The organism is Aurantimonas litoralis, from assembly GCF_026153195.1.
Taxonomy (GTDB): Bacteria; Pseudomonadota; Alphaproteobacteria; order Rhizobiales; family Rhizobiaceae; genus Aurantimonas; species Aurantimonas coralicida.
Map to the genome: position 1 here is coordinate 974,036 of NZ_JAPFBM010000001.1, position 26,641 is coordinate 1,000,676.

The 26,641-nt window shown below is 68.5% G+C and carries 25 protein-coding genes; 7 read left to right on the forward strand and 18 right to left on the reverse strand.

Translation table 11 applies throughout. The annotated features are described in order from the left end of the window. Positions 1–91 precede the first annotated feature (91 nt). The 3 genes from N7I30_RS04685 to N7I30_RS04695 all read left to right on the forward strand — a co-directional run bounded on the left by N7I30_RS04685 (position 92) and on the right by N7I30_RS04695 (position 3,809). Positions 92–1,474, forward strand: coding sequence for a hypothetical protein (locus N7I30_RS04685; RefSeq protein ID WP_498637032.1), 1,383 nt, complete (start codon positions 92–94; stop codon positions 1,472–1,474). Positions 1,475–1,666: 192 nt separating this feature from the next. Next, the gene (locus N7I30_RS04690) at positions 1,667–3,199 is read left to right on the forward strand and encodes a YifB family Mg chelatase-like AAA ATPase (protein ID WP_498637144.1); all 1,533 of its coding nucleotides are present in this window, start codon (positions 1,667–1,669) and stop codon (positions 3,197–3,199) included. A gap of 7 nt (positions 3,200–3,206) precedes the next feature. Beyond that, positions 3,207–3,809, forward strand: coding sequence for a class I SAM-dependent methyltransferase (locus N7I30_RS04695; protein WP_498637034.1), 603 nt, complete (start codon positions 3,207–3,209; stop codon positions 3,807–3,809). A 337-nt stretch (positions 3,810–4,146) separates the two neighbouring features. Here the strand turns inward: N7I30_RS04695 and pheT are convergent, their stop codons facing one another. The 5 genes from pheT to rpmI form a co-directional block, all read right to left on the reverse strand. Continuing rightward, positions 4,147–6,561 (reverse strand): phenylalanine--tRNA ligase subunit beta, encoded by a 2,415-nt coding sequence (pheT, locus tag N7I30_RS04700; RefSeq protein ID WP_498637036.1) that lies wholly within the window; start codon positions 6,559–6,561, stop codon positions 4,147–4,149. Positions 6,562–6,681: 120 nt separating this feature from the next. Next, positions 6,682–7,095, reverse strand: a complete 414-nt coding sequence (locus tag N7I30_RS04705) for a hypothetical protein (RefSeq protein ID WP_024349587.1) — start codon at positions 7,093–7,095, stop codon at positions 6,682–6,684. 85 nt (positions 7,096–7,180) lie between these two features. Beyond that, positions 7,181–8,266 carry a phenylalanine--tRNA ligase subunit alpha gene (pheS, locus tag N7I30_RS04710; protein ID WP_024349586.1) on the reverse strand — a complete coding sequence of 362 codons (1,086 nt, stop codon included), beginning with the start codon at positions 8,264–8,266 and terminating at the stop codon, positions 7,181–7,183. Between the two features lie 157 nt (positions 8,267–8,423). Further along, positions 8,424–8,843, reverse strand: a complete 420-nt coding sequence (gene rplT, locus N7I30_RS04715; RefSeq protein WP_009210961.1) for a 50S ribosomal protein L20 — start codon at positions 8,841–8,843, stop codon at positions 8,424–8,426. Positions 8,844–8,881: 38 nt separating this feature from the next. Beyond that, positions 8,882–9,082 (reverse strand): 50S ribosomal protein L35, encoded by a 201-nt coding sequence (rpmI, locus tag N7I30_RS04720; RefSeq protein WP_009210962.1) that lies wholly within the window; start codon positions 9,080–9,082, stop codon positions 8,882–8,884. Between the two features lie 262 nt (positions 9,083–9,344). Between rpmI and N7I30_RS04725 the strand changes: the two genes are divergently transcribed. Next, positions 9,345–10,325, forward strand: coding sequence for a hypothetical protein (locus tag N7I30_RS04725; RefSeq protein WP_498637039.1), 981 nt, complete (start codon positions 9,345–9,347; stop codon positions 10,323–10,325). A gap of 109 nt (positions 10,326–10,434) precedes the next feature. On the opposite strand, the gene infC is transcribed toward N7I30_RS04725, so the two are convergent. Next, the gene (gene infC / locus N7I30_RS04730) at positions 10,435–10,974 is read right to left on the reverse strand and encodes a translation initiation factor IF-3 (RefSeq protein ID WP_024349584.1); all 540 of its coding nucleotides are present in this window, start codon (positions 10,972–10,974) and stop codon (positions 10,435–10,437) included. A gap of 238 nt (positions 10,975–11,212) precedes the next feature. Here infC and N7I30_RS04735 point away from each other — a divergent pair, with 238 nt between their 5' ends. Continuing rightward, a complete protein-coding gene (locus tag N7I30_RS04735; RefSeq protein ID WP_498637041.1) occupies positions 11,213–12,013 on the forward strand; it encodes an alpha/beta fold hydrolase in 801 nt (266 codons plus the stop codon). A gap of 351 nt (positions 12,014–12,364) precedes the next feature. Beyond that, on the forward strand, positions 12,365–12,931 hold the full coding sequence (locus tag N7I30_RS04740) for a transglutaminase-like cysteine peptidase (protein WP_483213163.1): 567 nt from the start codon (positions 12,365–12,367) through the stop codon (positions 12,929–12,931). Positions 12,932–12,988: 57 nt separating this feature from the next. On the opposite strand, the gene yacG is transcribed toward N7I30_RS04740, so the two are convergent. The 9 genes from yacG to N7I30_RS04785 form a co-directional block, all read right to left on the reverse strand. Continuing rightward, a complete protein-coding gene (yacG, locus tag N7I30_RS04745) occupies positions 12,989–13,192 on the reverse strand; it encodes a DNA gyrase inhibitor YacG (protein WP_024349581.1) in 204 nt (67 codons plus the stop codon). Continuing rightward, positions 13,189–13,839 carry a Maf-like protein gene (locus N7I30_RS04750; protein WP_029702811.1) on the reverse strand — a complete coding sequence of 217 codons (651 nt, stop codon included), beginning with the start codon at positions 13,837–13,839 and terminating at the stop codon, positions 13,189–13,191. Before N7I30_RS04750 ends, yacG begins: the two co-directional genes overlap by 4 nt. Before the next feature lie 12 nt (positions 13,840–13,851). Next, positions 13,852–14,070, reverse strand: coding sequence for a translation initiation factor IF-1 (infA, locus tag N7I30_RS04755; RefSeq protein ID WP_024349579.1), 219 nt, complete (start codon positions 14,068–14,070; stop codon positions 13,852–13,854). Positions 14,071–14,274: 204 nt separating this feature from the next. Further along, on the reverse strand, positions 14,275–15,567 hold the full coding sequence (gene murA / locus N7I30_RS04760) for a UDP-N-acetylglucosamine 1-carboxyvinyltransferase (RefSeq protein WP_187389869.1): 1,293 nt from the start codon (positions 15,565–15,567) through the stop codon (positions 14,275–14,277). A 101-nt stretch (positions 15,568–15,668) separates the two neighbouring features. Continuing rightward, a complete protein-coding gene (lpdA, locus tag N7I30_RS04765; protein WP_498637045.1) occupies positions 15,669–17,066 on the reverse strand; it encodes a dihydrolipoyl dehydrogenase in 1,398 nt (465 codons plus the stop codon). Then, positions 17,063–18,454 carry a dihydrolipoamide acetyltransferase family protein gene (locus tag N7I30_RS04770; RefSeq protein WP_498637047.1) on the reverse strand — a complete coding sequence of 464 codons (1,392 nt, stop codon included), beginning with the start codon at positions 18,452–18,454 and terminating at the stop codon, positions 17,063–17,065. The genes lpdA and N7I30_RS04770 overlap by 4 nt, the downstream gene beginning before the upstream one ends. Before the next feature lie 2 nt (positions 18,455–18,456). Continuing rightward, positions 18,457–19,470, reverse strand: a complete 1,014-nt coding sequence (locus N7I30_RS04775) for an alpha-ketoacid dehydrogenase subunit beta (RefSeq protein WP_498637049.1) — start codon at positions 19,468–19,470, stop codon at positions 18,457–18,459. A gap of 69 nt (positions 19,471–19,539) precedes the next feature. Continuing rightward, positions 19,540–20,772 carry a 3-methyl-2-oxobutanoate dehydrogenase (2-methylpropanoyl-transferring) subunit alpha gene (locus tag N7I30_RS04780; RefSeq protein WP_024349574.1) on the reverse strand — a complete coding sequence of 411 codons (1,233 nt, stop codon included), beginning with the start codon at positions 20,770–20,772 and terminating at the stop codon, positions 19,540–19,542. A 117-nt stretch (positions 20,773–20,889) separates the two neighbouring features. After that, positions 20,890–21,048 (reverse strand): hypothetical protein, encoded by a 159-nt coding sequence (locus tag N7I30_RS04785; RefSeq protein WP_498637051.1) that lies wholly within the window; start codon positions 21,046–21,048, stop codon positions 20,890–20,892. Between the two features lie 237 nt (positions 21,049–21,285). Between N7I30_RS04785 and N7I30_RS04790 the strand changes: the two genes are divergently transcribed. After that, positions 21,286–23,514, forward strand: coding sequence for a methyl-accepting chemotaxis protein (locus N7I30_RS04790; RefSeq protein ID WP_498637053.1), 2,229 nt, complete (start codon positions 21,286–21,288; stop codon positions 23,512–23,514). Positions 23,515–23,664: 150 nt separating this feature from the next. Here the strand turns inward: N7I30_RS04790 and N7I30_RS04795 are convergent, their stop codons facing one another. The 3 genes from N7I30_RS04795 to betB all read right to left on the reverse strand — a co-directional run bounded on the left by N7I30_RS04795 (position 23,665) and on the right by betB (position 26,522). Then, entirely contained in the window at positions 23,665–24,393 is a 729-nt protein-coding gene (locus N7I30_RS04795) for an anti-sigma factor (protein ID WP_498637055.1), read from the reverse strand. After that, a complete protein-coding gene (locus N7I30_RS04800; protein WP_498637057.1) occupies positions 24,390–24,917 on the reverse strand; it encodes a sigma-70 family RNA polymerase sigma factor in 528 nt (175 codons plus the stop codon). The genes N7I30_RS04795 and N7I30_RS04800 overlap by 4 nt, the downstream gene beginning before the upstream one ends. A 141-nt stretch (positions 24,918–25,058) precedes the next feature. Beyond that, positions 25,059–26,522, reverse strand: coding sequence for a betaine-aldehyde dehydrogenase (gene betB, locus N7I30_RS04805; protein ID WP_498637059.1), 1,464 nt, complete (start codon positions 26,520–26,522; stop codon positions 25,059–25,061). Between the last annotated feature and the right edge of the window lie 119 nt (positions 26,523–26,641).

A 26,641-nucleotide genomic window follows, 5' to 3' on the forward strand; every position in this document is an offset into this window, starting at 1 on the left:
AATCTCGCCGGCGAGACGTGACGCGCCGCCCGGGAATGCTAAGACAGAGAGAGTTTCCCGCCGCCTCGTCCCTCCGCGGAGTTCGCAAGCGTTGATCGACCGTCTCATCGGTGTGGTTCTGATCGTCACGGGCGTCGCCATCCTTCTGCGCGAATGGGTGGGCAGCGCGGGCGCAGGGCTGGTCGCGGCCGCCGGCATCCTCGTCTTCCTGGTTCTCGCCACGCCGCGGGCGCCCTGGTCGCGCCAGGCCTTCGTGGCGCTCGGCCTCGGCCTCGTCGCCATCGCCCTCTTCACCCGCGCCGACTGGCTTGCCATCACGATAAAGGGGCTCGAACAGGGCGGCTTCATCGCGGCCTTCTTCATCGCGCTCGCCTCGCTGCGCGGCCCCGCCGCCGCCTCGCCGGCCATCGAGCGATGCGGGCAGTATCTCGCCAGCCAGCCGCCCGGCAAACGCTATCTGGCGCTGACCACGGGCGGGCATCTCTTCGCGCTGATCCTCAGCTACGGCGCGATCTCGCTCCTGGGCGGGCTGACCGAAAGCATCGCCAGCCGCGAGCCCAACGCCGAGATCCGCGAGATCCGCAACCGGCGCATGCTGCTGGCCATCCAGCGCGGCTTCGTCGCCTCGCTCACCTGGTCGCCGCTGGCCTTCGCCATGGCGATCTCCACCTCGGTCATCCCCGGCTCGTCATGGAGCGGGGCCGCCGTCTTCGCGATCTTCAACGCGGCCCTCGTCACCTTCATCGGCTGGGCGCTGGACACCTACTTCAAGCCGAAGCTGACCCAGCCGGCACCGGCACGGCGCGACCCGATCGGCGGCTGGCGCGACCTGAAGCCGCTTCTGGCACTGCTCGTCCTGCTCTTTTCGGGCGTTGCGGTGCTGGAGCTTCTGACCGGGCTGCGGGTGATCGCGGTGGTGATGCTGCTGGTGCCGACCATCGCCATCGGCTGGATCGTCATCCAGTCCCGCGGCGAGATCGGAACCGCGGCGCGCACCGCGACGCGGCTGAAGCGGCTGGCCCTCATCGACATCCCCTCCTTCCAGTCCGAGCTGATCCTTCTGGTCATGGCCGGCTTTATCGGCGCCACCGGCGGCGAGTTGCTGCAGCCACTGATCGCCGATCAGGCCCTGGCGCTGGACGCCATCCCGGTCTCGGTGATCCTCGTCGCCATCGTCTGGATCATCCCGCTGCTCGGCCAGCTCGGCATGAACCCGATCCTGTCGGTGTCGCTGCTGGCGCCGCTGCTGCCGTCGGCCGCCGCCATGGGCGTGTCGCCGAACGTCGTCGTCGTCGCGCTGACCGCCGGCTGGGCGCTCACCGGCGCATCATCGCCCTTCACGGCGACGACGCTGCTGATCGGCCGCCTCGGCCACACAAGCGCCTTCCGGGTCGGGGTGGTCTGGAACGGCGGCTTCATGGTGGCCGGCCTGCTGGCCCTGTCGGCCACCGTCTTTCTCATGGCGCAGCTCTGAGCCGCGCACGGCGCGCGACATCTGCTTGACGCGTTAACGATGGCTTAACCATTGAGCCATCGCTGGACAACGACTCACTCTGGAGCCGATTTGTTTCTGTCCTGTTCTTGTTTCATTCCGATTTCCATGCTTACCTAACGTCGCTTTCCGGCAAAGTGGGTGAGCGGGAGTTCATCACGAGGGGTGGTGGCGATGGTATCGCGGGTCAAGACGGTGGCGTTTCAGGGCATCGAGGCGATTCCCGTCGACGTGCAGGTGATGGTGGCGCCGGGCAAGGTCGGCATCCAGATCGTCGGCCTGCCGGACAAGGCCGTGGCCGAGAGCCGCGAGCGGGTGCAGGCGGCCCTGCATGCCTCAGGCCTGTCGATGCCGCCCAAGAAGGTGACCGTCAATCTCGCCCCCGCCGACCTGCCCAAGGAGGGCAGCCATTACGATTTGCCGATCGCCCTCGGGCTGATGGCGGCACTCGGCGCGATCCCGTCCGACGCGTTGGCCGGCTATGTCGTCCTCGGCGAGCTCTCCCTCGACGGCATGACCACCGCGGTCGCCGGGGCGCTGCCGGCGGCAATGGGCGCCAACGCAATCGGCCTCGGCCTGATCTGCCCGGCCGAGAGCGGCGCGGAGGCGGCCTGGGCGAGCCAGGACATGGACATCGTCGCCGCCCGCAGCCTGATCCAGATCGCCAATCATTTCCGCGGCACGCAGATCATCGCCCGGCCGGAGCCGGCCATCCGGGCCGTGCCCTCCGACCTGCCGGACCTTGCCGAGATCAAGGGCCAGATCGTCGCCAAGCGGGCGCTGGAGATCAGCGCGGCCGGCGGACACAACCTCCTGATGGTCGGCCCGCCCGGCTCGGGAAAATCGATGCTGGCGCAGCGCCTGCCATCGATCCTGCCGGCGCTGACACCGCGCGAACTCCTCGAAGTGTCGATGATCGCCTCGATCGCCGGGGAATTGTCCGGCGGCAAGCTGTCGGATCGCCGGCCGTTCCGCGCGCCGCATCATTCGGCCTCCATGGCGGCGATGGTCGGCGGGGGCCTGCGGGCGCGGCCCGGCGAGGTCTCGCTCGCCCATCGCGGCATCCTGTTCCTCGACGAATTCCCCGAATTCTCGCCGGTCGTGCTGGATTCCCTGCGCCAGCCGCTGGAGGCCGGCGAAAGCGTCATCGCCCGGGCCAATCACCGGGTCACCTACCCGGCCAAGATGCAGCTCGTCGCCGCGATGAATCCCTGCCGGTGCGGCATGGCCGGTGAGCCGGGCCGCAGTTGTGCCCGCGGCCCGCGCTGCGCCGCCGACTACCAGGCCCGCATCTCCGGCCCGCTGATGGACCGGATCGACATCCGCGTCGACGTGCCGGCGGTGACGGCCGCCGACCTGATCAAGCCGCAGCCGGCGGAATCCTCGGCCGACGTCATGGCGCGCGTCGCCGCTGCGCACGCCCTGCAGACGGAGCGCTACGAAAGCCTCGGCCTGCCCGGCTCGACCCGCAACTCCCATTGTCCGGCCGCCCTGATCGAAAGCGTAGCCGAGCCCGACCGGGAGGGCCGGACACTGCTGCAGGAGGCGGCCGAGCAGATGCGCTTCTCCGCCCGCGCCTATCACCGCATCCTCAAGGTCGCGCGTACCCTCGCCGATCTCGACGGCGACGACATGGTCCGACGCATCCATCTGGCCGAGGCGATCTCCTACCGCATGGCCGGCGAGCGGCTGGCCGCCGCGGCATGACGGCAAGATGAGCGCGGAGCTTCACCCTGCCGTTGCGGGCTACGACCTCATCGCCGACCGCTTCGAGGCCGCGCGCCGGCTGAAGCCGTGGGAGCCGCCCTTCTACGCGCAGCTGGCGGCGGCGCTGCCGTCCGGGGCGCGGCTCCTGGATTGCGGCTGCGGCACCGGTCACGCGGGGCTGGTGCATCTGCTGGAGGCCGGCCTCTCGATCACCGCGCTGGACGGCTCGGCCGCCATGCTGGCGCATTTCCAGCGGGCCTACCCGCAGGTGCGGACCATCCTGTGCGACATGCGGGCCTATCTCCCGGCCGTGTCCTTCGATGCCATCGTCGCCTGGGACAGCTTCTTTCATCTGGACCATGGCGACCAGACGGCGATGCTGGGCCGCTTCGCGGCCTGGCTGCGCCCCGGCGGGTGGCTGCTGTTCACCAGCGGGCCGTCCCATTCGAGCGTCCGCGACACGATGTTCGACGTGCCTTTCGCCTATGCCAGCTACTCGGATGCCGGTTACCGGGTGCTCCTGGCGGAGGCCGGCTTCACCGTGCGGATGGCCGTCTTCGACGAACCACAGGGCGCGATCCACAAGGTCTGGATGGCGCAGAAGAGCTGATGCAGTCCGAGGTTTGTTCGCGCAGGGATACCGGGTGACGCCGCTCGGCCATCGGCACCGGCGAGGTGGCTGCAACGCCACAACCGCGACCACAAAGTCGCCAGGCAATCAAGCGGCTCCACTCAGCCGGCTGCCGCCCGGTGGCGGACGCCGCGCGCTTGCGCTCCGGGACGTTGTGATCCCCTCGACAGGCTGCGCACTCCATCAATGCGCGTCATCCTCGGGTTCAACCCGAGGGCCCATGCCTCAGCGCCGATGCGGCCCGCTGCGCAGCAGCACACACGCCATTGTGCCGCAGCAACGCGCGCCGAATGCGCCCGCTGGACGCTCCGGGCCGTTACGCCCGCAGCGTGCCGCCGGTGGCCTTCTCGACCTGCGCGACGATCTTGGCGGACACCGCCTCCAGATCTTCCTCGGTCAGGGTCCGCTCGACCGGATTGAGGGTGACTTCCAGTGCCACCGACTTGCGGTTCTCGCCGAGCGCCGCGCCGGTGAAGACGTCGAAGACGCGCACCTCGCCGACCAGCTTGCGGTCGGCGCCCTCGGCCGCGCGCACCAGCTTCAGCGCGTCCACGTCGCTATCGACGACGAAGGCGAAGTCGCGGCGCACCGGCTGGAAGGCCGACAGGGTCAGCACCGGCTTGGTGCGGGTCGCCTTGCGCTTGGGCGTCGGGATCGCGTCGAGAAACACCTCGAAGCCGCAATGTGGCCCGGAGGCATCCAGCGTCTTCAGCGTCCTGGGGTGGAATTCGCCGAACTCCGCCAGCACTACCTTGGGCCCAAGCTTGATCCGTCCGGAGCGGCCCGGATGGTACCAGTCGCTCGCCGGCGCCTCGATCATCAGCCGGTCGACCGGCGCGCCGGCCGCCTCCAGCGCCGCGATGGCGTCGGCCTTGGCGTCGTACACCGAGACGGCGGAGGCATTGCCGTTCCACGACCGGCCGCCGCCGGACATGATGGCGGTGCCGCGGCGCAGGCCGCCGGCGACGCGCAGTTGGCCGTCCGGCTCGTCCGAGCGGTAGATCGCCGCTACCTCGAACAGCGCCGTGTCGCCATGGCCGCGGGCGGCGTTGCGCGCCGCCGCAGCGATCAGGCCCGGCAGCAGCGAGGGCCGCATGTCCGACATGTCGGCCGAGATCGGGTTTTCCAGCTTCAGCGCGGCCGCGCCGCCGCCGAAGGCCGCCGCATGGCTCTCGGCGATGAAGCTGTAGCTCACCGTCTCCACCATGCCGCGGGCGGCCAGCGCCCGGCGCGCGGCGCGGTCGCGGATCTGCGGCACGGTGAGGATGCGTCCGCCGACGGCACCCGCCGAAGGCAACGGCTGCGGCGCGATCGTGTCGACGCCGACGAGGCGCATGACTTCCTCGACGAGGTCGGCCTTGCCGTCGATGTCCGGGCGCCAGCTCGGGCTGACGACGCTGGCGGTCTCGCCGTCCGGCGACACTTTGAAGCCGAGGCTCTCCAGAATGGCGACCTGCCGGTCGCGGTCCACCTGGATGCCGGTCAGGCGCTCGGTCTCGGTGAAGGGCAGGACGATGGGCGCTGGCGCCGGCGTCGTGCTCTCGACGACGACGCGGCGCGATGGCGTGCCGCCGCACAGATCGAGGACGAGGCGCGTCGCCAGATCGAGGCCCGGCTCCATGAAGTCGGGATCGACGCCGCGCTCGAAGCGGTAGCGCGCATCGGTGATGATGCCGAGGCTGCGGCCGGTGCGGGCGATGGCGCGCGGGTCCCACAGCGCCGATTCGATCAGGACGTCGGTCGTCGCCGCATCGCAGCCCGAATGCTCGCCGCCCATGATGCCGGCAATGGATTCGACGCCCTTGTCGTCGGCGATGACGCACATGCCGGCCGACAGGGTGTAGGTGCGCTCGTCGAGGGCCACGACCTCTTCGCCGTCCCGCGCGTCGCGCACGACGAGGCCGCCGGCGACCTTGGCGGCGTCAAAGACGTGCAGCGGCCGGCCACGGTCGAAGGTGACGTAATTGGTGATGTCGACGAGCGCATTGATCGGGCGCAGGCCGATCGCCTTCAGCCGCTTCTGCATCCATTCCGGCGAGGCGCCATTGGCGACGCCCGACACCTTGCGCAGGGCAAAGCCGGTGCAGGTCGCGCTCTCCACCGACAGGGCGACGGGGCAGTCGCCCTCGCCCTCGATGCGCTCGGGCGCGGCGGTCTTCAGCGTGCCCATGCCGGAGGCGGCGAGATCGCGGGCGATGCCGGCGACGCCGGTGGCGTCGGGACGGTTCGGCGTCAGGTTGATCTCGATGACCGGGTCGGCGAGGTCGGCATAGTCGGCAAAGCGCGTGCCCACCGGGGCGTCCGCCGCGAGATCGATGATGCCGTCATGGCTGTCGGACAGTTCGAGCTCGCGCTCCGAGCACATCATGCCGTGGGATTCGACGCCCCGGATGCGGCCGATCGACAGGGTGGTGTCGATGCCCGGCACATAGGTGCCCGGCGTCGCCAGGACACCGACCATCCCGGCCCGCGCGTTGGGCGCACCGCAGACCACCTGCAGCGGCTTGCCGTCATTGACCTCGGGGCCGGCATCGACGCTCAGCACCTGCAGCTTGTCGGCATCGGGGTGGCGCTCGGCGCTCAGCACCCGCGCGATGCGGAAGGGCGCGAAGACGGCGCGGTCGTCGACGGCCTCGACCTCAAGGCCGATCATGGTCAGGCGTTCGCAGATCTCGGCCAGCGAGGCGTCGGTGTCGAGATGGTCCTTGAGCCAGGAAAGCGTGAATTTCATCGGTTCGGTTCAGTCTCGTTGCGGACGGGCCGATCGGCCGTGGGAAATGCGCCGGATGGCTGCGGGGCCGCGGCGCGCGTGTCTTCGCCGGGACGCCTGCGGGCGCTCCGGCCACGGGGCTCAGAAATCGTCGCGCCGCTTCGGCCCGGCGATGTCGTCGGCGACACCCTGCGCCAGCGCCGTGGCATGGACGAAGCGATAGGTCAGCAGGGCGACGATGGCAAAGACCACGTAGAGGACGAGCAACGTGCCCCAGGGCAGCAGCGAATCGAAGCCGAAGCGGTCGAGGATCGCCGGCAGGCCGACGCCGGTGAAGAACGAGGCCAGCGCCGCCGGGGTCTGGGACATGGAGCGGTAGTAGAAGGCGAAGAGGCCAACCGTCACCAGCGCCACGACGATGCGGCCGGGCGAGGCCAGAAGCGCGAAGAAGCTCGTATCGGCAAACAGCCAGCTGGCGAAGTCGAGCGCCAGAAGGCCGATGACCGCGCCGGCCACGACGGCAATCACTTCGAGGACGGTCATGCGTGCCGACATGGCGAAGGCTCCTGCTTGCGGGTGGACAGTCAACTCGGAACGACGCGCCGCAGGTCCGAAAAGGACACGGCGGCGGTCATCAATGTCACGTCGACAGGCCGCCGAACAGGGTCGGCATGTCGAGCGGGCGGAAGCCGTAATGCTCCAGCCAGCGCACGTCGGAATCGAAGAAGGCGCGCAGATCCGGCATGCCGTATTTCAGCATGGCGATGCGGTCGATGCCCATGCCCCAGGCAAAGCCCTGATACTCGTCCGGGTCGAGCCCGCCATGGCGCAGCACGTTCGGATGCACCATGCCGCAGCCCAGGATCTCCATCCAGTCCGAGCCCTCGCCGAAGCGCACTTCGCCCGGGTTCGACCGGTCGCACTGGATGTCGACCTCGAGGCTCGGCTCGGTGAAGGGGAAGTAGGACGGCCGGAACCGCATGTTCAGCGACGGTACCTCGAAGAACGCCTTGCAGAACTCCTCCAGCACCCATTTCATGTTCGCCACATTGGCCGTCTTGTCGATGACGAGACCCTCGACCTGATGGAACATCGGCGAATGGGTCGCGTCGGAATCCTGCCGGTAGGTGCGGCCGGGAATGACGATGCGCAGCGGCGGCTTCGTCGTTTCCATGGTGCGGATCTGCACCGGCGAGGTGTGGGTGCGCAGCACCTTGCGCTCGCCCGCAGCGTCCGGCTTCAGGAAGAAGGTGTCGTGCATCTCGCGGGCCGGATGGCCCTCGGGAAAGTTCAGCGCCGTGAAATTGTAGTGGTCGGTCTCGATGTCCGGCCCTTCGGCGATGGCAAAGCCCATGTCGGCGAAGATCGCGGTGATCTCGTCGATGACCTGGCTGATCGGATGGATGCGGCCGCGGGCGGCGGGGCTGGGGCGCACCGGCAGGGTCACGTCGACTCGCTCGGCGGCGAGGCGCACGGCGATCGCGGCGTCGGCGAGTTCCTCGCGGCGGGCGTTGATCAGCGCCTGGGCGCGGTCGCGCAGGCCGTTCAGCTTCGGGCCTTCGACGCGGCGCTCGTCGGGGCTCATCTTGCCGAGACCCTTCAGGAGCTCGGAGATGCGGCCCTTCTTGCCGAGCTCGGCGACGCGGATCGCTTCCAGCTGCGCCTCGTCGGCGGCGGCTGCGACCTGTTCGGAGAGATGGGCTTCCAGTGCCTGAAGATCGCTCATCCGTTGCTCCCATACTGCTTGCGAAGGCCGGACGACCGTGCGCCGAAGGTCCCCGCGCGACACGCGCCCGGACCGCGGCCCGATCGGACCCGCCGACATGAAAAGGCCCGCGCGGCAGTGCGGCGCGGGCCCGTAAGCGTCAAGAGTTGCGCTGGCCTCAGGCCGCGCGCGTCTCGCCAACGGCGCGCTCGTAGGCACCGTCAAATTCGCTTTCCTTGAGGTAGGCAAGCGCCGACTTGGCCTGCTCGCACAGCGCACCGAAGGCCTCGGGCTCGTGGATGGCGATGTCGGACAGGACCTTGCGGTCAACCTCGATGCCGGCCTTGTTCAGGCCGTCGATGAAGCGGCCATAGGTCATGCCATGCTCGCGGACGGCGGCGTTGATGCGCTGGATCCACAGGGCGCGGAAATTCCGCTTCTTCACCCGGCGATCGCGGGTCGCATACTGCTTCGACCGGTCGACGGCAGCCTTGGCGGCGCGGATGGTGTTCTTGCGGCGACCGTAGAAACCGGCGGCCTGCTTCAGAATCTTCTTGTGCTTGGCGTGGGACGTAACGCCCCGTTTCACTCGTGCCATGATCTAAACTCCTGAATTCTCTAAAAAGCCCGGGCCGCTTAGCGGTTGTAGGGCATGTAGATCTTGACGATCCGCTCGTCGGGCTTGGACAGGATCATCGTGCCGCGCGCATCGCGCAGGAAGTCGTTGGAGCGTTTGATCATGCCGTGGCGCTTGCCGGCGGCGCCTGCCTTGACGCGGCCATTGGCCGTCATCCGGAAGCGCTTCTTGGCGCTGGCCTTGGTCTTCATCTTGGGCATTTTGCTCTCCTTGGTGAGGATCGCGACAATCCGCGGGCAATCGGAACTCCCGATTGCCGGGTCGCCTCTGTGACGATGTCGCGACAGCATTGAGAACCGCCACGGCATGCCCTGCCGGCCGGTTCGCATCTGAACGTCGCGCTTATAGGCAAAGACGGGTCGCCGCGCAAGACGCCACGCCGGGGTTCCTCACAGCCCTGAATCCGTCCCGCAGCCGGCCGAGATAGCCGGCGAAGCGCCATTCTCTCCCTACGGAATATTCTTGACTCCGGCTATTTCCTCACTGAGTTACTTGCCAGATCCCGGACACGATGGAATCATCCGGTGGGCATGGAAATGGACGGCAATGACCCTCATACGGTTTCCGCACGGTATCGACACGCTGCGCAAACAACTCCCATGTGCCGCTTTCAGCCGGGAAAACTGGGCCGGGGTCACACAGGCCATCGACGCGATGTTCGCCGGCGCGCGGACGACGCTCCTTCGGGTAGCGACGCAATGCACCGAGCGCCTCGAACTCGCCCTGCCGTTCGGCGGGCAACAAGCCGTCTTCCGCTTCGGTGAAACAGGCCCGCCTCCCGGCACGCCGAAACTCATTGCGGGTGCGGTGTTCGACAGCCGCCAGATCGAACCTTTCGGAATGCCCCGATCACAGACCGCATGGGCGACCGGACTGGTCCTCCACCACGGTGCGCCATGGACCTGGCTTCTCCTCGTCGAAAGCCCCGACACCCCGACAGAACGCAATGCGACGGCCATCCACACGCTGCTGCGCCGCAATGCCGACGATCTGCGGCGCACCTTCCTGGTGTCGCACTGCCTCGGCACCCCGGACGAGCCGGACCGGGAGACGATCGAGGCAAGCTGGGACCCGCTGCCCTTCGGGATCGCGCTTCTGTCCGACCGCCGCACCATCCTTGCCGCCAACACGGCCGCGGAGGACATGATCTCGACGCGCCGCTTCTTCGTGCCGCCGGGCGACACCGATGCCCTGCGCCCCGCGACAATGCGGGATCGACGCCAGCTCTACCGCGCGGTCGAACGCGTCGTCGGCGGCGACAGCGACAGCGAGGCCCTCGGCCTTCACGGCCTGCGCCACGGCGCGCCCCTGCCGGTCACCCTCCTGCCCTGCGGCCCCGGCAACCAGCCGCCGCAAACCGGGACGGCCAAGCGCCTCGACCGGCTGATCGCCGTCATCGGCAAGAGCCAGCAGGAGCTGCAGGCCTGCCGCCACAGCGCCTGAGCCGCCGGAAAACGTTTCCCGCGACTGGCGACACTGCCGGGCCGCAAAAAAAAGCCGGCGCCCCCGAGGGATGCCGGCTTTCTGCATGTCTACCGATCGACGATCGATCTCAGCCGCGCGGGGCGAGAACCATCATCATCTGCCGGCCTTCGAGCTTAGGCTCGGCCTCGACCTTGGCGATCTCGCCGGTCTCTTCGCGAACCCGGTTGAGCAGACGCATGCCCAGTTCCTGGTGCGCCATTTCGCGACCCCGGAAGCGCAGGGTGACCTTCACCTTGTCGCCCTCGTCGAAGAAGCGGCGGACCGACTTCATCTTGGTCTCGTAATCGTGCTCGTCGATGTTCGGCCGCATCTTGATCTCTTTGACCTCGATGGTCTTCTGGCGCCTGCGCGCCTCGGCCGACTTCTTCTGGGTCTCGTATTTCAGCTTGCCCAGGTCGAGAATCTTGCAGACAGGCGGGTTGGCCGTCGGCACGATCTCGACGAGATCGAGGCCGGCTTCCTCAGCCATGGCAAGCGCTTCAGAGGTCGCGGTCGGGCCGCGGTTTTCACCGTCGGCGTCGATCAACTGGACCTGAGGAACGCGAATATCCTTGTTGGAACGCGGTCCCGTGTTCTGGGTCGGTGGTGCACGGAATGGTCTGCGAATGGTCGTTGACTCCTGTTGTTGACGACGCAAGACGGCTCTGGGACAACACGCGGCGTCGGATCGGGTTCCTCGAACGAACGGCGGAACCGATCAACGATCACCCACGATGCGGGTCCTTCAGTGGGGCGTATATAGCATCGGCGGGGCCAATTGGCACGCCCCGCGGGTCGAGAAAATGCGCCGGGGGCCCCAGACGGGCGCGTCGGACGCCGTAGAGTCACCAGAACGGATCATCTTCATGCGCGCCGAACCCTCTGCCGAGACGCCCCGGACCCTGACCGTCGGCACCGACGCACGGCGCATCGCCTACCGCACCCAGGCCGGTACGGGCCCCACCCTGGTCTGGCTCGGCGGCTACCGTTCCGACATGCGCGGCACGAAGGCAGAGTATCTCGCCGAACTGGCGCAGCGCGAGGGTCTCGGCTTCTGCCGGCTCGACTATTCCGGCCATGGCGAATCCGGCGGTCGCTTCGAGGACGGCACAATCAGCCGCTGGGTCGAGGACGCGAAGGCGGTGATCGACGCCGCGGTCGACGGGCCGGCCATTCTCGTCGGCTCGTCCATGGGGGCATGGGTCGCCCTGCGGCTGACGCAGATGGCGCGGGACGCCGGCGACCGCAAACGGATCGCCGGGCTGCTGTTGCTGGCCCCGGCCCCCGACTTCACCGAGAAGCTGATGATGCCGAAGCTTGACGCCGCACAGCGCGAGGCGCTGGCGCGCGACGGCGTGCTGACCAAGCCGTCCGACTATTCGCCCGAGCCCGACCTCTACACCCGCGCCCTGTTCGAGGACGGCCGGGACAATCTCGTGATGACCGACCTGATCGAGACGGGCTGCCCGGTGACGATCATCCAGGGCATGGCCGACAAGGACGTCCCGTTCTCCCATGCGATGGAGCTGGTCACCCACCTGCCTTTCTCCGGAACGATCATGACGCTGGTCAAGGACGGCGATCACCGCCTCTCCCGGCCGCAGGATCTGGCCCTGATCGGCCGCGCAGTGACCGATCTCGTGACCGCGTTCCGCGACGACGCGTAGAGGTTCCGCCGATTCTGCACCCGCGAAGGCGTTCGCCTTCGGGCTGTTGTGAATTTGTCACAAAGCCGGCGGCCGGATCGAGAAACCCCCATGGTTTCCGTCGATTAGCCTGCTACGGGTCGCACCCAAATGCCTGTTCGTGCTGTCGTTTCCATCCGGAAACCGGCCGCAGCTTGTGCGTGGCTGGAAAATGATGCGCCGCAGCAACGCCGGTCGCGTTGACAGTTTTCCGCATCCCCAACACCATCAAGACCAGAGAGGGTTGTTCGTCCGAGCGGGGTACGAATGGGGTCTATACGCGCAATTGGCGCCACGATACTGCTTTGCCTGACAGTACAGACCGGATCGGTCATGGCGGAAGCACGCGGGCCGTTCATGGTGGTCGGGGTCACCACAACGCCGCCGGTCGGACACCGGCTGTTCTGCCATACCCATCCCGACGAATGTCGCCCTGCCAGCGACCGCGTGGCCGGCCAGACCATCGAGCCGGTCAAGCTGACGCCCGAGCTGATCAGCGCCGTGGCCGAGACCAATGCCGAGATCAACCGCCGCATCACCGCCAAGTCGGATCACGAGCTCTACGGCGTCGAGGAGCGCTGGACCTATCCCCCGGAGAGCAATGAAGGCGACTGCGAGGACTACGCCCTGTTGAAGCGCAAGATCCTGCACGAGCGCACGGGGATCGATCTGGGCAATCTGCTCCTCACCGTCGTGCGCAAGCGCGATGGCGAGGGCCATGCCATCCTGACGCTCAGGACCCAGCGCGGCGAGTTCATCCTGGACAATCTCGATCGCCGGGTCGTGGCGTGGCGGGACACGCCCTACCGCTTCCTGAAGCGCCAGAGCGTCGCCGATCCCGGCCGCTGGAACCGCGTCGAGGACGGCAATGCCGTGCTGGTGGGATCGGTCAAGGACTAGGGATCGCCGGCCCGTTCCGTCCGGCTTCGGCCATCGTCACGGCGACGCGCGCCGCCGTCAGTTCTCTTCGCCGGTGTCCGGCGCCGAGGGCTCTTCCTCGGTCCCGGGAATGACGTAGCTGCCGCTCAGCCATCGATTGAGGTCGATCGCCTTGCAGCGCGGCGAGCAGAACGGATAGCTCGCCCGGTCAGACGGATTGCCGCATTCGGGGCATTGCCGCTTGGGACGAAGCGGCGTCACCTTCGCACCGATCGCGTTCATGCCGTTTCCGTCTGGCCCGCTGCGGCCTTCCACCGGTTGTGGATGTCGTAGCCTTCGCCCGCCAGCAGCGCGAGCGTCTCGTAGAGCGGCAGGCCGACGACGCTGGTGTAGGAGCCGATCAGGCGCACGACGAAGCTGCCGGCCAGACCCTGAATGGCATAGCCACCGGCCTTGCCGCGCCATTCGTCCGAGGCGATGTAGCAATCGATGTCCTCGCGCGACAGCCGCTTGAAGCGGACGCGCGTCTCGATCAGGCGCTGGCGCAGCGAGCCGCTCGGGCCGACCAGCGCGACGCCGGTATAGACGCGGTGCGTGCGTCCCGACAGCGTGCGCAGATTGGCGATCGCGTCGTCGGCCAGTTCGGCCTTGGGCATGATCTGCCGGCCCACCGACACCACGGTGTCGGCCGCCAGCACGAAGCGCGGACCGGGCACGTCGAGCTCGCGCAGGGCGCGCACCGCCAGTTCGGCCTTCGCCTTGGCCAGGCGCTTCGCCAGCGAACGCGGATGCTCGTTGCGCAGCGGCGACTCGTCCATGTCGGCCGGCAGCAGGCGGTCCGGCTCGATACCGGCCTGCGCAAGCAGCTCCAGCCGCCGGGGCGAACCCGAGGCGAGAACGAGCACGGGGCGCGCCGCTTTGGTACTCATGCCCTTGCCGACTTACTTGAAGCGGTAGGTGATGCGACCCTTGGTCAGGTCGTAGGGCGTCATCTCGACGAGCACCTTGTCGCCGGTCAGGACGCGAATGCGGTTCTTGCGCATACGGCCCGCCGTATGGGCGATGATCTCGTGCTCGTTCTCGAGTTTGATCCGGAACGTCGCGTTGGGTAACAGCTCTGTCACCGTGCCCGGAAACTCGAGAACTTCTTCTTTTGCCATATGATGTCGTGCCTTGATCGTGTGTGAGGGCGCGAAGCGTCAGGCTTCGCGACGAGACGAACCGCCGCACTGACGCGGCGACGGAATGGGGATCGGTGCCTTAGATCGGGGCAAACGCGAAAAAAAGCAATATGCGCCGGTCGAGGACGGCCGCCAAGGGGACCGCCGACGGCGTCGGATCGACCCTTGCCCGGCCCCCGATCCTCAACCGGCCGAGACGCGTTCGATGTCGGCGCCGCAGGCGCTCAGCTTTTCTTCCAGCCGCTCGAAGCCGCGATCCAGATGATAGACGCGGTTGATCGTCGTCTCGCCCTCGGCGACGAGGCCGGCGATCACCAGCGACACGGAGGCGCGCAGATCGGTCGCCATGACCGGCGCGCCGACGAGGCGATTGACGCCCTCGATCGTCGCGACCTGACCGGACAGGGTGATCCGGGCGCCGAGGCGGACCAGCTCCTGCACATGCATGAAGCGGTTCTCGAAGATCGTCTCGGTGATGTGCGAGGTGCCCTCGGCGCGGGTCATCAGCGCCATCATCTGCGCCTGCAGGTCGGTCGGGAAGCCGGGATAGGGGTCGGTGACGACGTCCACCGGCGCGATGCCGCCGCCATTGCGATAGACCCGTATGCCGTCCTCGACCGGATCGACGGTGACGCCGGCGCCCTTCAGGCTGCCGAGCGCGGTCTGCAGGAGCTGGGCATTGGTGCCGGTCAAAGTCACGTCGCCGCCGGTCATCGCCACGGCCATGGCATAGGTGCCGGTCTCGATGCGGTCGGGCAGCACCCGGTGGCGGGCGCCCGACAGGGCCGGCACGCCCTCGATGGTGATGGTGCCGGTGCCGGCGCCCTCGATCCTGGCGCCCATGGCCGAGAGGCAGGTGGCGAGGTCGACGACTTCCGGCTCGCGCGCGGCGTTCTCCAGAACCGTCTGCCCCTTGGCGAGCGTTGCGGCCATCATCAGCACGTGGGTCGCGCCGACCGACACTTTCGGGAAGACGTAGCGCGCGCCGACGAGGCCGCCCTTGGCCTCGGCCACGGCATAGCCGGCATCGATGTCGATGGTCGCGCCGAGCGCCCGCAGGCCGTCGATGAACAGGTCGACCGGCCGTGTGCCGATGGCGCAGCCGCCCGGCAGCGAGACCTTGGCCTTGTGCATGCGCGCCAGGAGCGGCCCGATCACCCAGAAGCTCGCCCGCATCTTGGAGACGAGCTCGTAGGGCGCGGTGGTGTCGACGATGTTGCGCGCGTCGAAATGAATGGTGCGGCCGAGGCCCGGCTGCTGGCGGAAGCGCTTGCCAATCACCGAATAGTCGACGCCGTGATTGCCGAGGATGCGGATCAGCTGCTCGACATCGGCGAGATGCGGCACGTTTTCCAGCGTCAGCGTGTCGTCGGTGAGCAGCGACGCGATCATCAGCGGCAACGCCGCGTTCTTGGCGCCCGAGATGGGTATCGTCCCGTTGAGCTCGTTGCCGCCGCGAATGCGAATGCGATCCATGATGTCCGGCCTTGCCTGCTATCGTCCCGAAGGCGGGTCTCTACACCAGCCGGCACCCGGTATCAAACAGCGGCACGCAGAGCCGGCCCGCCGGGGCCCGCTCAGATGTGGATGGCGTGGCCGAGCGCCTTGAAGGCGGCCTCCTGGAATCCTTCGCCTTGAGTCGGATGGGCGTGAATGGTCCCGGCAATGTCTTCGAGGCAGGCGCCCATCTCCAGCGCCAGCGCAAAGGCGGCGGACAGTTCGGAGATGCCGGCGCCGACGGCCTGGATGCCGAGCACCAGGTGATTGTCGGCCCGCGCCACCACCCGCACGAAGCCGTCGTCACGGGCAAGGGTCATCGCCCGGCCATTGGCCTGGAAGGGGAAGAGCCCGATCTTGGTCTCATGGCCCTGGCGCTTCGCCTCCTCCGGCGACAGGCCGACGGTGACGATCTCCGGATCGGTGAAGCAGATCGCCGGAATGGCGCGCTTGTCCCAGGCGAGCCGCGCGCCGGCGACGATCTCGGCGACCATCTCGCCCTCGGCCATCGCCTTGTGGGCCAGCATCGGCTCGCCGCAGACATCGCCGATGGCATAGACGCCGCGCATGGCGGTGCGGCGCTGTTCGTCGACCCGCAGGAAGGGCCCGTCCATCTCCAGCACCAGTTCCTCGCGGCCCCAGCCGTCGGTCAGCGGCCTGCGCCCGATCGTGACGAGCACCCGGTCGGCGGCAAGCCGGCGCTCGCTGCCTTCGGCGCCTTCCACGACGAGGTCGCCCCCCTCGCCGGCCAGCCCCATGGCTTTCGCCTCGGTCAGGATCTCGACGCCCAGCGCCTCGAGCCGCGCGCGCACCGGCCGGACGAGCTCGGCATCGTAGAGCGGCAGGATCTGCGCCGTCGCCTCGACGATGGTGACCGTCGATCCGGCCTTGGCGAAGGCGGTGCCGAGCTCGACGCCGATATAGCCGCCGCCGACCACCACCAGGCGCTCCGGCGGCGCGGCGAGACTCAGCGCCTCGGCCGAGGAGATCACCTTGCCGCCGAAGGGCAGCGAGGGCAGTTCGACAGGCACCGAGCCGGTGGCGATGACGACATTCTCGGCGGCGATCCGCTGGGTGCCCGTCTCGCCCGTCACCTCGACCGTCTTGCCGTCGAGAAAGCGCGCGCGGCCGGAAACGAGCTTGACCTTGGCCCGCTTCAGAAGGCCGGTGACGCCGTTGTTCAGGCGGTTGACGATGCCGTCCTTCCAGTCGACGACGTCGCCCCAGTCGAGGCCGGGCTTGGCGGCCGTGATGCCGGGGATCGCGGCGCCGCGGGCGGCCTCGCGCAGCAGGTAATATTCGTCGGCGGCATGAATCAGTGCCTTGGACGGGATGCAGCCGATATTCAGGCAGGTGCCGCCCGGCTTGCGGTCGTCGACGATCACCGTGTCGAGGCCGAGCTGACCGGCGCGGATCGCGGCGACATAGCCGCCGGGGCCGGCGCCGATCACCAGTAGCTGGCAGGAAATGTCGGTCATGGCCGCTCCTCGACGAAGATCATCGCGGGGGTTTCCAGAAGTGCCTTGATGCGCTGGACGAAGCGGGCGGCGTCCCAGCCGTCGATCACCCGGTGGTCGAAGCTGGAGGAGAGATTCATGCGCCGGCGCGGCACGAAGCGGGTGCCGTCCCAGACCGGGCGGATTTCGATCTTGTTGACGCCGACGATGGCGACTTCCGGATGGTTGATCACCGGCGTCGTGACGATGCCGCCCATGGCCCCGAGGGACGTGATGGTGATGGTCGAGCCCGACAGTTCCTCGCGCTTGGCGGTGCCGGACTTCGCCGCCTCGCCGAGCCGGGCGAGTTCGCCGGCGCAGTTCCACAGGTCGCGCGCCTCGGCATGGCGGACCACCGGCACGACCAGGCCGGCGCCGGTCTGGGCCGCGATGCCGATATGCACGCCGCCATGCTGGTGCAGGATGTTGGCCTCGTCGTCATAGAGCGCGTTCAGCGCCGGCTGCTCGCGGATGGCGATGACCATGGCCCGCATCAGGAAGGGCAGAAGCGTCAGTTTCGGCCGGTCGTCGCGGCGGTCGCGGTTCATCGCGGCGCGCAGATCCTCCAGCGCCTCGACGTCGATCTCCTCGACATAGGTGATGTGGGCGATGCGGCTCTTGGCCAGCGCCATCTTCTCGGCGATGCGCCGCCTGAGGCCGACCACCTTGATCTCGGTGACCGAACTGTCGGCCTGCAGGCCTCCGCCCGCGGACGGCTCGGCGCTGGCGCCATCCAGATAGGCGTCGAGATCGTCCTGGCCGATCCGGCCCGCCGGACCGCTGCCGGCGACCCGGCGCAGATCGATGCCGGCCTCCATCGCCCGGCGCCGCACCGCCGGCGAGGCCAGCGGCCGCTCGCCCGGCTTGCGCGCCGGAGAAGCGGACGCGGGCCGTTGCGCCTTGGGCCGTGCCGGGGGCGACGGGGACGCGCCAGAGGAACCGCCACCCGACGGCTTTGCCGGCTTATCTGCTGACGCTTCGTCCGATTTGGTGGCATCGTCGTCGCCGGTCGCGGCCTTGCGGTCGGCCGGTCCCGGCGCCCGTTCGGCCGAGGGCGACCGCGGTGCATCCTCGCTTGTCGCGACCAATTCGTTGGGGTTCTCGTCGGGCTCGTTGGTGCCGCCCTCCCCGTCGACGGTCAGCTTCACCAGCGGCGATCCGACGGCCAGCGTCTCGCCGATCTCGCCGCCCATCCAGGCGACGGTGCCGTCCACCGGCGAGGGAATGTCGACCGTCGCCTTGTCGGTCATCACGGCCGCGAGGACCGCGTCCTCGCGCACCACGTCGCCGATCTTGACGTGCCATTCGACGAGTTCGGCCTCGGCGACGCCCTCGCCCACATCCGGCAGCTTGATCGTGTAGGTGCCCATGATCAGCCCTCCATGACCTGTCTGAGGGCCGCCCCGACCCGCGCCGGACCGGGAAAGTAGTCCCATTCCTGGGCGTGCGGATAGGGCGTGTCCCAGCCGGCGATCCGCAGGATCGGCGCCTCGAGGTGATAGAAGCAATTCTCCTCGACGAGGGCGCAGAGCTCGGCGCCGAAGCCCGAGGTCAGCGTCGCCTCGTGGACGACGACGCAGCGGCCGGTCTTCTCCACCGATTGCCGGATCAGGTCGAGATCGAGCGGCACGAGGGTGCGCAGGTCGAGGATCTCGGCATCGACGCCGACCATCTCGGCCGCCGCTATCGCGACATGCACCATGGTGCCATAGGCCAGCACGGTAACCCCGGCGCCCTCGCGGCGCACCACGCCCTTGCCGAGCGGCACGGTGTAGCGACCCTCCGGCACTTCGCCCAAAGGATGCTTCGACCAGGGCGTCACCGGCCGGTCGTGGTGGCCGTCGAAGGGACCGTTGTAGAGCCGCTTGGGCTCCAGGAAGATCACCGGGTCGTTGTCCTCGATGGCGGCGATCAGCAGGCCCTTGGCATCGTAGGGGTTGGACGGCACCACCGTCTTCAGGCCGGCGACATGGGTGAACAGCGCTTCGGGCGACTGGGAATGGGTCTGGCCGCCGAAGATGCCGCCGCCGGTCGGCATGCGCACCACCATCGGCGCGGTGAAGTCGCTGGCCGAGCGATAGCGCAGCCTGGCCGCCTCCGAGACGATCTGGTCGTAGGCCGGATAGACATAGTCGGCGAACTGCATCTCGACGACCGGCCGCAGCCCATAGGCGGCCATGCCGATGGCGGTGCCGACGATGCCGCTCTCGTTGATCGGCGCGTCGAAGCAGCGGTTCTTGCCGAAGCGCTCCTGGAGCCCGGCCGTGCAGCGGAAGACGCCGCCGAAATAGCCAACGTCCTCGCCGAAGACGACGACATTGTCGTCCTCCGCCATCTTCACCGCATGGGCGTCGCGGATCGCCTCGATCATGGTCATGCGCGCCATGGCGTCAGCAACCTTTCCTGCGTTCGCCGCCGGGGCCTGCTCGGCCGCTCCGCCCTGCCGTGCGCATCATCAGTACCCCGCCTGCTGGCGCTGGCGGCGCAGATGCGGCGGCATCTCCTCGTAGACGCCCTCGAACATGTCGCGCACCGAGGGCCGCGGGCCGGTGTGGAGCGTGCCGTGGGTCTCGGCCTCGCGCTGGGCGGCGAGGATCTCGGCGTCGATCTCGGCCTCGGCCTGGACGTGGCGCTCCTCGCTCCAGACCTCCTTCAGGATCAGATGGTTCTTCAGCCGCTTGACCGGATCGCCGAGCGGCCAGGCGTCGCTCTCCTCCTTCGGGCGGTAGGCGGAGGGATCGTCCGAGGTCGAATGGGCGGCGGCGCGGTAGGTGACCCATTCGATCAGCGTCGGGCCGAGATTGCGGCGGGCCCGCTCGACGGCCCATTTGGACGCCGCGTGGACGGCCAGATAGTCGTTGCCGTCGACCCGCAGCGAGGGAATGCCGAAGCCGAGACCGCGCGCGGCAAAGGTGCCCGAGCCGCCGCGGGCGATACCCTGATAGGTCGAGATGGCCCATTGGTTGTTGACGATGTTGAGGACCACCGGCGCCTTGTAGGTCGAGGCGAAGACCATGGCCGAGTGGAAGTCGCTCTCGGCGGTCGAGCCGTCGCCGATCCAGGCCGCGGCGATGCGGTGATCGCCCTTGATCGCCGAGGCCATCGCCCAGCCGACCCCTTGCACGAACTGGGTCGCCAGATTGCCCGAGATCGAGAAGAAGCCGTGCTCCTTCGACGAATACATGATCGGCAGCTGCCGGCCCTTCAGCGGGTCGCGGCGGTTGGAATAGATCTGGCACATCATGTCGACGAGCGGATAATCGTCGGCGATCAGCAGCCCCTGCTGGCGATAGGTCGGAAAGTTCATGTCGCCGGGGCCGAGCGCCTTGCGGAAGGCGCAGGCGATGGCCTCCTCGCCGAGGCACTGCATGTAGAACGAGGTCTTGCCCTGGCGCTGTGCCATCAGCATGCGGCGGTCGAAGGCGCGCACCCGCATCATCGTCTTCAGCCCGGCCAGAACCTCCTCGTCGCTCAGCGTGCCGGCCCATTCGCCGACCGCCTCGCCTGAGCGGTTCAAAACACGGATAATCGAATAGGCGAGATCGCGGATCTCGGCCGGATCGACGTCGACCGGCGGACGGCGCACCGTGCCGGCCCGGGCGATCTTCACACCGCTGAAGTCGGGAGTACCGCCGGGCCGAACTTCGGGCTCGGGCACATGCAGGCTGAGCGGCTGATCGTCCGGCAAGGTCCACCCCCTTCGTCGCGATTCATGCGCGACGTTGCGACCGCGCCGAGGCATCCGTCAAGGTGGCGTGTGCAGCGCTGGGGCGTTTGTTGGCCGGAGTGTGCAGGCGCGGCGAAGCTATTGCGGCCGGATCAGCACCGTCGCCATGAAGGCGAAGATGCCCAGAAGCGCCAGCTTCCAGAAATCGCCGCGCTTGCGCAGTCCCGGCACGCCGAAGGGCCGGATCAGATGGGCGATCATCAGCAGCAGGAAGATAGCGGAAAAGAGCTTGCTCATCGGGGCAGCGTTACCCGATCGGTCCGCGCCGCGCCATGGCTGATCGACCGGCTTACAAAGACCGCGAACAGCGCTCGCCGCGCCAACCTTGCGTCAGGCTCGGGGCAAATCGAAAGCAACCGCGGCGCGTTCGCGGATTGTTAAGGGCTGGTGATCAAATTCCTGTGTGCCGATGATCATTTCCCGACGCCGCGACACTACCGGCAGGCGTCAGACCCGCGAAAGAAGTTCGAGACGATGAAGACCAAGGCCGAGGTCGCACGACCGCTCTGGATCCGCATTACCGCCTACGGGTTTGCCGCCGTCCTGTTTGCCAGCTGCATGATCGGCGGCCTCGCCTGGTATCGCCAGGCGGTGATGAACGACGCCAATGTCCATGCCGAGATGGCCAATGACCTGTCCTTCGTCATGGCCGACATCGAGGCCCAGAAGCGCGCCGCCTCGGCCCTTGCGCTGGCGCTGGCTGCCGATCCCGGCGTCGCCGACCTTGTGATCGCGAACGACCGCGATGCACTGCTGGCGCGCTACGGCGGTAATTACGAGCAGATCGTCGAAAAGGGCGCGATGCAGCTCATCACCTTCAGCCAAGCCGATACTACCGTCGTGGCGCGCATCCACGAGCCCGGCAAGTTCGGCGACAAGCTCGCCGGCCGGCGCAAGATGGTGGAAGCGGCGATCGCCGGCGGCCAGATGACGGCCGGCATCGAGCCGGGCCGCACCGCCGTCAGCATGTTCGCCTCGGCTCCGGTGATCCGCAACGGCGTCGTCGTCGGCATCGTCGATATCGGCACCAAGCTGACCGAGCAGTATTTCGCGCGCCTTGCCGAGAGCCGCAACGCCGCGCTCACCGTCAAGATCTTCACCGACGAAGGCTTCGTCACCCAGGCTTCGACCATGGCGTCGGAAGGCCTGCTCGACCTGTCGGAAGTGCAGACCGTCTATGGCGGCACCACGGTGGAGAAGATCGCGGATGTCGGCAATGTCAGCTACGCGGCCACCGCGATCCCGCTGACGAACTATTCCGGCACCAATATCGGCGTCCTGGAAGTTGCCTCCGACGTCAGCGCCATGGCCGCGGGCCGCAGCGCCGCGCTCTGGTCCACCATCGTCGGCACGCTGGTCGTGTCGCTCCTGTCGCTTCTCGGCTTCATGCTGTTCGCCCGTTCCCTCGGCGGTGCCATCCAGCGCCTGACCGCGATCATGGGCACGCTGGCGACCGGCGATCATTCGGTCGAGGTCCGCGGCCAGGAGCGCGCCGACGAGATCGGCGCCATGGCCCGCGCCGTGCAGGTCTTCAAGCAGACCGCCATCGACCAGGAGCGCCTGGAAGAGGAAGCCGAGGCCACGCGCATCAGCCAGGAAGAGGCCAAGAAGCGCCAAGCGGCGCTCGACAATGCCAAGGCCGAAGACCTGCGCGCCTTTGTCGGCGTCGTCGAAGTGGGCTTCGAGCGTCTGTCGGCCGGCGACCTCACCGTGCGCATGCAGGACAGGGTGGCCGAGGAATTCGAGCCGATCCGGGCCAAGTTCAACGCCAGCGTCGCCTCGCTGGAAGAGGCCATCGGCCATGTGGTGACCTCGATCGCCTCGATCCGCACCGGTCTCGGCGAGATCAACACCGCCTCCAACGATCTCGCCCATCGCACCGAGCAGCAGGCGGCGAGCCTCGAGGAAACCGTCGCGGCACTCGGCGAAGTCACCCAGGCGGTCAACGAGACCGCCGAGGGTGCCGGCAAGGCCCAGCAGGTGGCCTCGGGTGCCCGCGAAAAGGCCCAGAAGGGCGGCGAGGTCGTCGGCAAGGCTGTCGCGGCCATGGGCCAGATCGAGCAGTCCTCGGAGAAGATCAACTCGATCATCTCGGTGATCGACGAGATCGCCTTCCAGACCAATCTCCTCGCCCTGAATGCCGGCGTCGAGGCGGCGCGGGCCGGCGAGGCAGGCAAGGGCTTTGCGGTCGTCGCCCAGGAAGTGCGCGGGCTCGCCCAGCGTTCGGCGGAAGCCGCCAAGGAGATCAAGACCCTGATCGCGACGTCCCGCGAGCAGGTCGGCACCGGCGTCGAGCTGGTCACGGCCTCCGGCAAGTCGCTGGAAGAGATCGTCACCGAGGTCAGTGCGATGGCCGAGGTCATCTCGACCATTGCCTCCTCGGCCCGCGAACAGGCGACGAGCCTGCGCGAAGTCTCGGGCGCCGCCGACCAGATGGACAAGGTCACCCAGCAGAACGCCGCGATGGTGGAAGAGGCGACGGCGGCCAGCCAGACGCTGGCCAACGAGACCGACGAGCTGGCCCATGCCATGGCCAAGTTCAGCACCAGTGCCGGCAATGCCGGTGCGCGCCGCAGCGACGGCCGCGCGCAGCCGCAGACCTCGCACCGCCATGGGACGCCGTCGCGCGGCGTGACGCAGCTGCGGACCATCGACGGCGGTGCGGCACCGAAGCCGGTCGCCGACAGCTGGGACGAATTCTGAGCCACAACCGCCGGGCGCGTTCGCGCGTGCCCGGCCACCTGGCCGACTGACCGAGCCGGGAAGCGGGCGGTCCGAGACACTTCCGATCCCATGCAGACAGGCCGGCCGATCTCTCGCGAGGTCGGCCGGCCTGGTTGTTTCGTTAGGCGATCAGATCGAATGCAGCGGGCCGGAGGCGACGACGGGGCCGGTCGGCAGGCCGGTGGGCGATCCGCCCTCCGGCTCCATCGACACCGCGAGTGCGGCATCGGTGGCGCCATATTCGGGATCGCTGAGAACCAGCCGCAGGGGATGGGTCATGTCGATCAGGCCGAGCGAGCGCGGCGCACCGCCGGCCGGCGGCACCAGCCAGAGCTCGGGCACCCGGCCCGCCTCCTGCGCCGCGACCACGGGGATCAGCGTCGCCTCGGCGGTGCCGGTGTCGATCACCACCGTCAGGAGCGGCGTGCCGTCATCGGCGCTGAGCGTCGCGGTCAACGTCCCGCCCGGCGCCTGGGGCGGTGCGGCGAGGTCGCGCCCGGCGACCAGGATGAGCATGGCCAGGCTGGTGACGGCGAGCCCCATGCCGCCGAGCCCCAGCCATTGCCAGATCGGCGACACCCTGCGGCCGCGCGGCGCCGCCGGGCTCGCGGCACGGCGCGTCATCCAGTCGATCTCGCCGGCAATGCGGGACCAGACGCTGGCGGGCGGCACCACCGCCGGCACCGTCTGCGCCAGCGGCCCGAGGCGCTCGGCCCAGGCGTCGATCTCTCGCGCGAAGGCGGCATCCGTCGCCGCCCGGCGCTCGACCGCACGACGCTCCGCGCCATCCAGGACGCCGAGCACATACTCGGCGGCCAGATCCGCATCGTCCCGTTCGTGGTCTTGCGCCGCGGTCATTGCGACAGGCATCCCTTCAGTTTCTGCAGCCCGCGCCGGATCAGGCTCTTCATGGTGCCGAGCGGCACCCCGGCATGGCCGGCCAGCGTTTCATAGGTGGCGCCGCCGAAAAAGGCCGCGGTGATCGCGCTGCGGGCGCGCTCCTCCAGCGTGTCCAGGCATGCGGCGAGCTGCTGCCCCTCCTGCGCGCGATGCAGCAGCTCGAAGGCGTCGGGCGTGCCATCGGCAAGATCCAGCGCGGCGTCCACCGGCTTGTCGGCGCGGCGGGGCCCGACCTGGCGCAGCCGGTCGATCGACCGGTTGCGGGCGATCGTCGCCAGCCAGGTGATCGGGCTCGCCCGCCCCGCATCGAAGCTCTCGGCCTTGCGCCATATGATCAGATACACATCCTGCAACACGTCCTCGGCTTCCTCGCGGTCCCCCAAGATACGCAGGCAGATGCCGAAAAGCTTCGCCGATGTCAGATCGTAGACAGCCTGCAGGGCCGCGCGGTCGCCCGCGGCGACGGCGCGCAGGCGTTCCACGAGCACAGCCCGGCCTTCCTCCGCACTCGTCGCCATCAGGGCCGGGTTCTCGCTGCTTCGCCGCACATGCAGACAGCCGAACAATGGCGGCGGGCGAAAGTCAACGCCTGCCCCCTGACGGTCCCGTGACCGGCCGTTCCGTCAGTAGGGCGCCTCGCTGGCGCCCATCTCGACATAGACCGACTTGACCTGGCTGTAATGCTCCAGCGCCGCGCGGCCGTTCTCCCGGCCGATGCCGGAGCGCTTGAAGCCGCCGAAGGGCATTTCCACCGGGGTCAGATTGTAGGCGTTGATCCAGCAGGTGCCGGCCTGCAGCTTCGCCACGACGCGGTGGCCGCGCTGGATGTCGCGGGTGTAGACGCCCGCCGCCAGGCCGAATTCGCTGGCATTGGCGCGGGCGATCGCCTCCTCCTCGTCGTCGAAATCGAGGACGCACATGACCGGGCCGAAGATCTCCTCGCCGGCGATGCGCATGTCGTCGGTGACGTCGGTGAAGACCGTCGGCTCGACGAAGACGCCGTCGGGAAAGCCGTCGACCTTGGCGCTGGCGCCGCCGCAGGCGACCGTCGCGCCTTCCTGCCGGCCGATCTCCAGATAGGAGAGCACCTTCTCGTACTGGGCACGCGAGACCAGCGGGCCGAGATCGGTGGTCACCCGCATCGGATCGCCGAGGGTAATCGCCCTGGTGCGCGCCACCAGCTTCTCGACGAAGGCGGCCCGCACCGAGCGCTCGACGAAGACGCGGGTGCCGTTCGAGCAGATCTGGCCGGTGGAGTAGAAATTGCCGAGGATCGCGCCGGAGACCGCCGCATCGAGATCGGCATCGGCAAAGACGACGATCGGCGACTTGCCGCCGAGTTCCAAAGTCACGTGCTTGGTGGTCTGCGACGCCGCCTGCATCACCCGCGCGCCGGTCGGCACCGAGCCGGTGACCGAGACCTTGGCGATCTGCGGATGGCCGGCGAGCGCCGCGCCGACCGGGCCCATGCCCTGCACGACGTTGAAGACGCCGGCCGGTACGCCCGCTTCGGAGAGGATCTCGGCGAGTTTCAGCGCCGTCAGCGGCGTCACTTCAGAGGGCTTGAAGATCATCGCATTGCCGCAGGCCAGCGCCGGGGCGGCCTTCCAGGAAGCGATCTGGATCGGGTAATTCCAGGCGCCGATGCCGGCGCAGATGCCCAAGGGTTCGCGGCGCGTATAGGCGAAGGAGCCGCCGAGATCGATGTAGTCGCCGGTGATGTCGGCGGCGAGCGCACCGAAATATTCCAGCGCGTCGGCGCCCGAGGCGGCGTCCGCCACCAGCGTCTCGGACAGCGCCTTGCCGGTGTCGAGCGTCTCCAGCTCCGACAGCGCCTCGTTGCGGTCGCGCATGATCGCCGAGGCCCGGCGCAGGATGCGGCCGCGCTCGGCGCCCGTCATCGCCGCCCAGACGGCCTGCCCCTTCTTGGCCGCCGCGATGGCGCGCTCGATCAGGGCCGGGGTGGCGGCATGGAGTTCGGCGATGGTCTCGCCGGTGGCCGGATAGATGCTGGCGAAGGCCTCGCCGCTCTCGTCCTCGACATAGCCGCCGTCAATGTAATGGGATCCGTTGGGCTGGGCGCGCATGGCTTCGTCCTCTTCCTGCGTTGCCGCTTCTGTAACGCCGCCGGCCGCCGCGCGCCACCATGACCCGTCCCGCGAATGCCGCCGACATCGCCGCGCTTGACGTTGCGGCCGCGACCCTC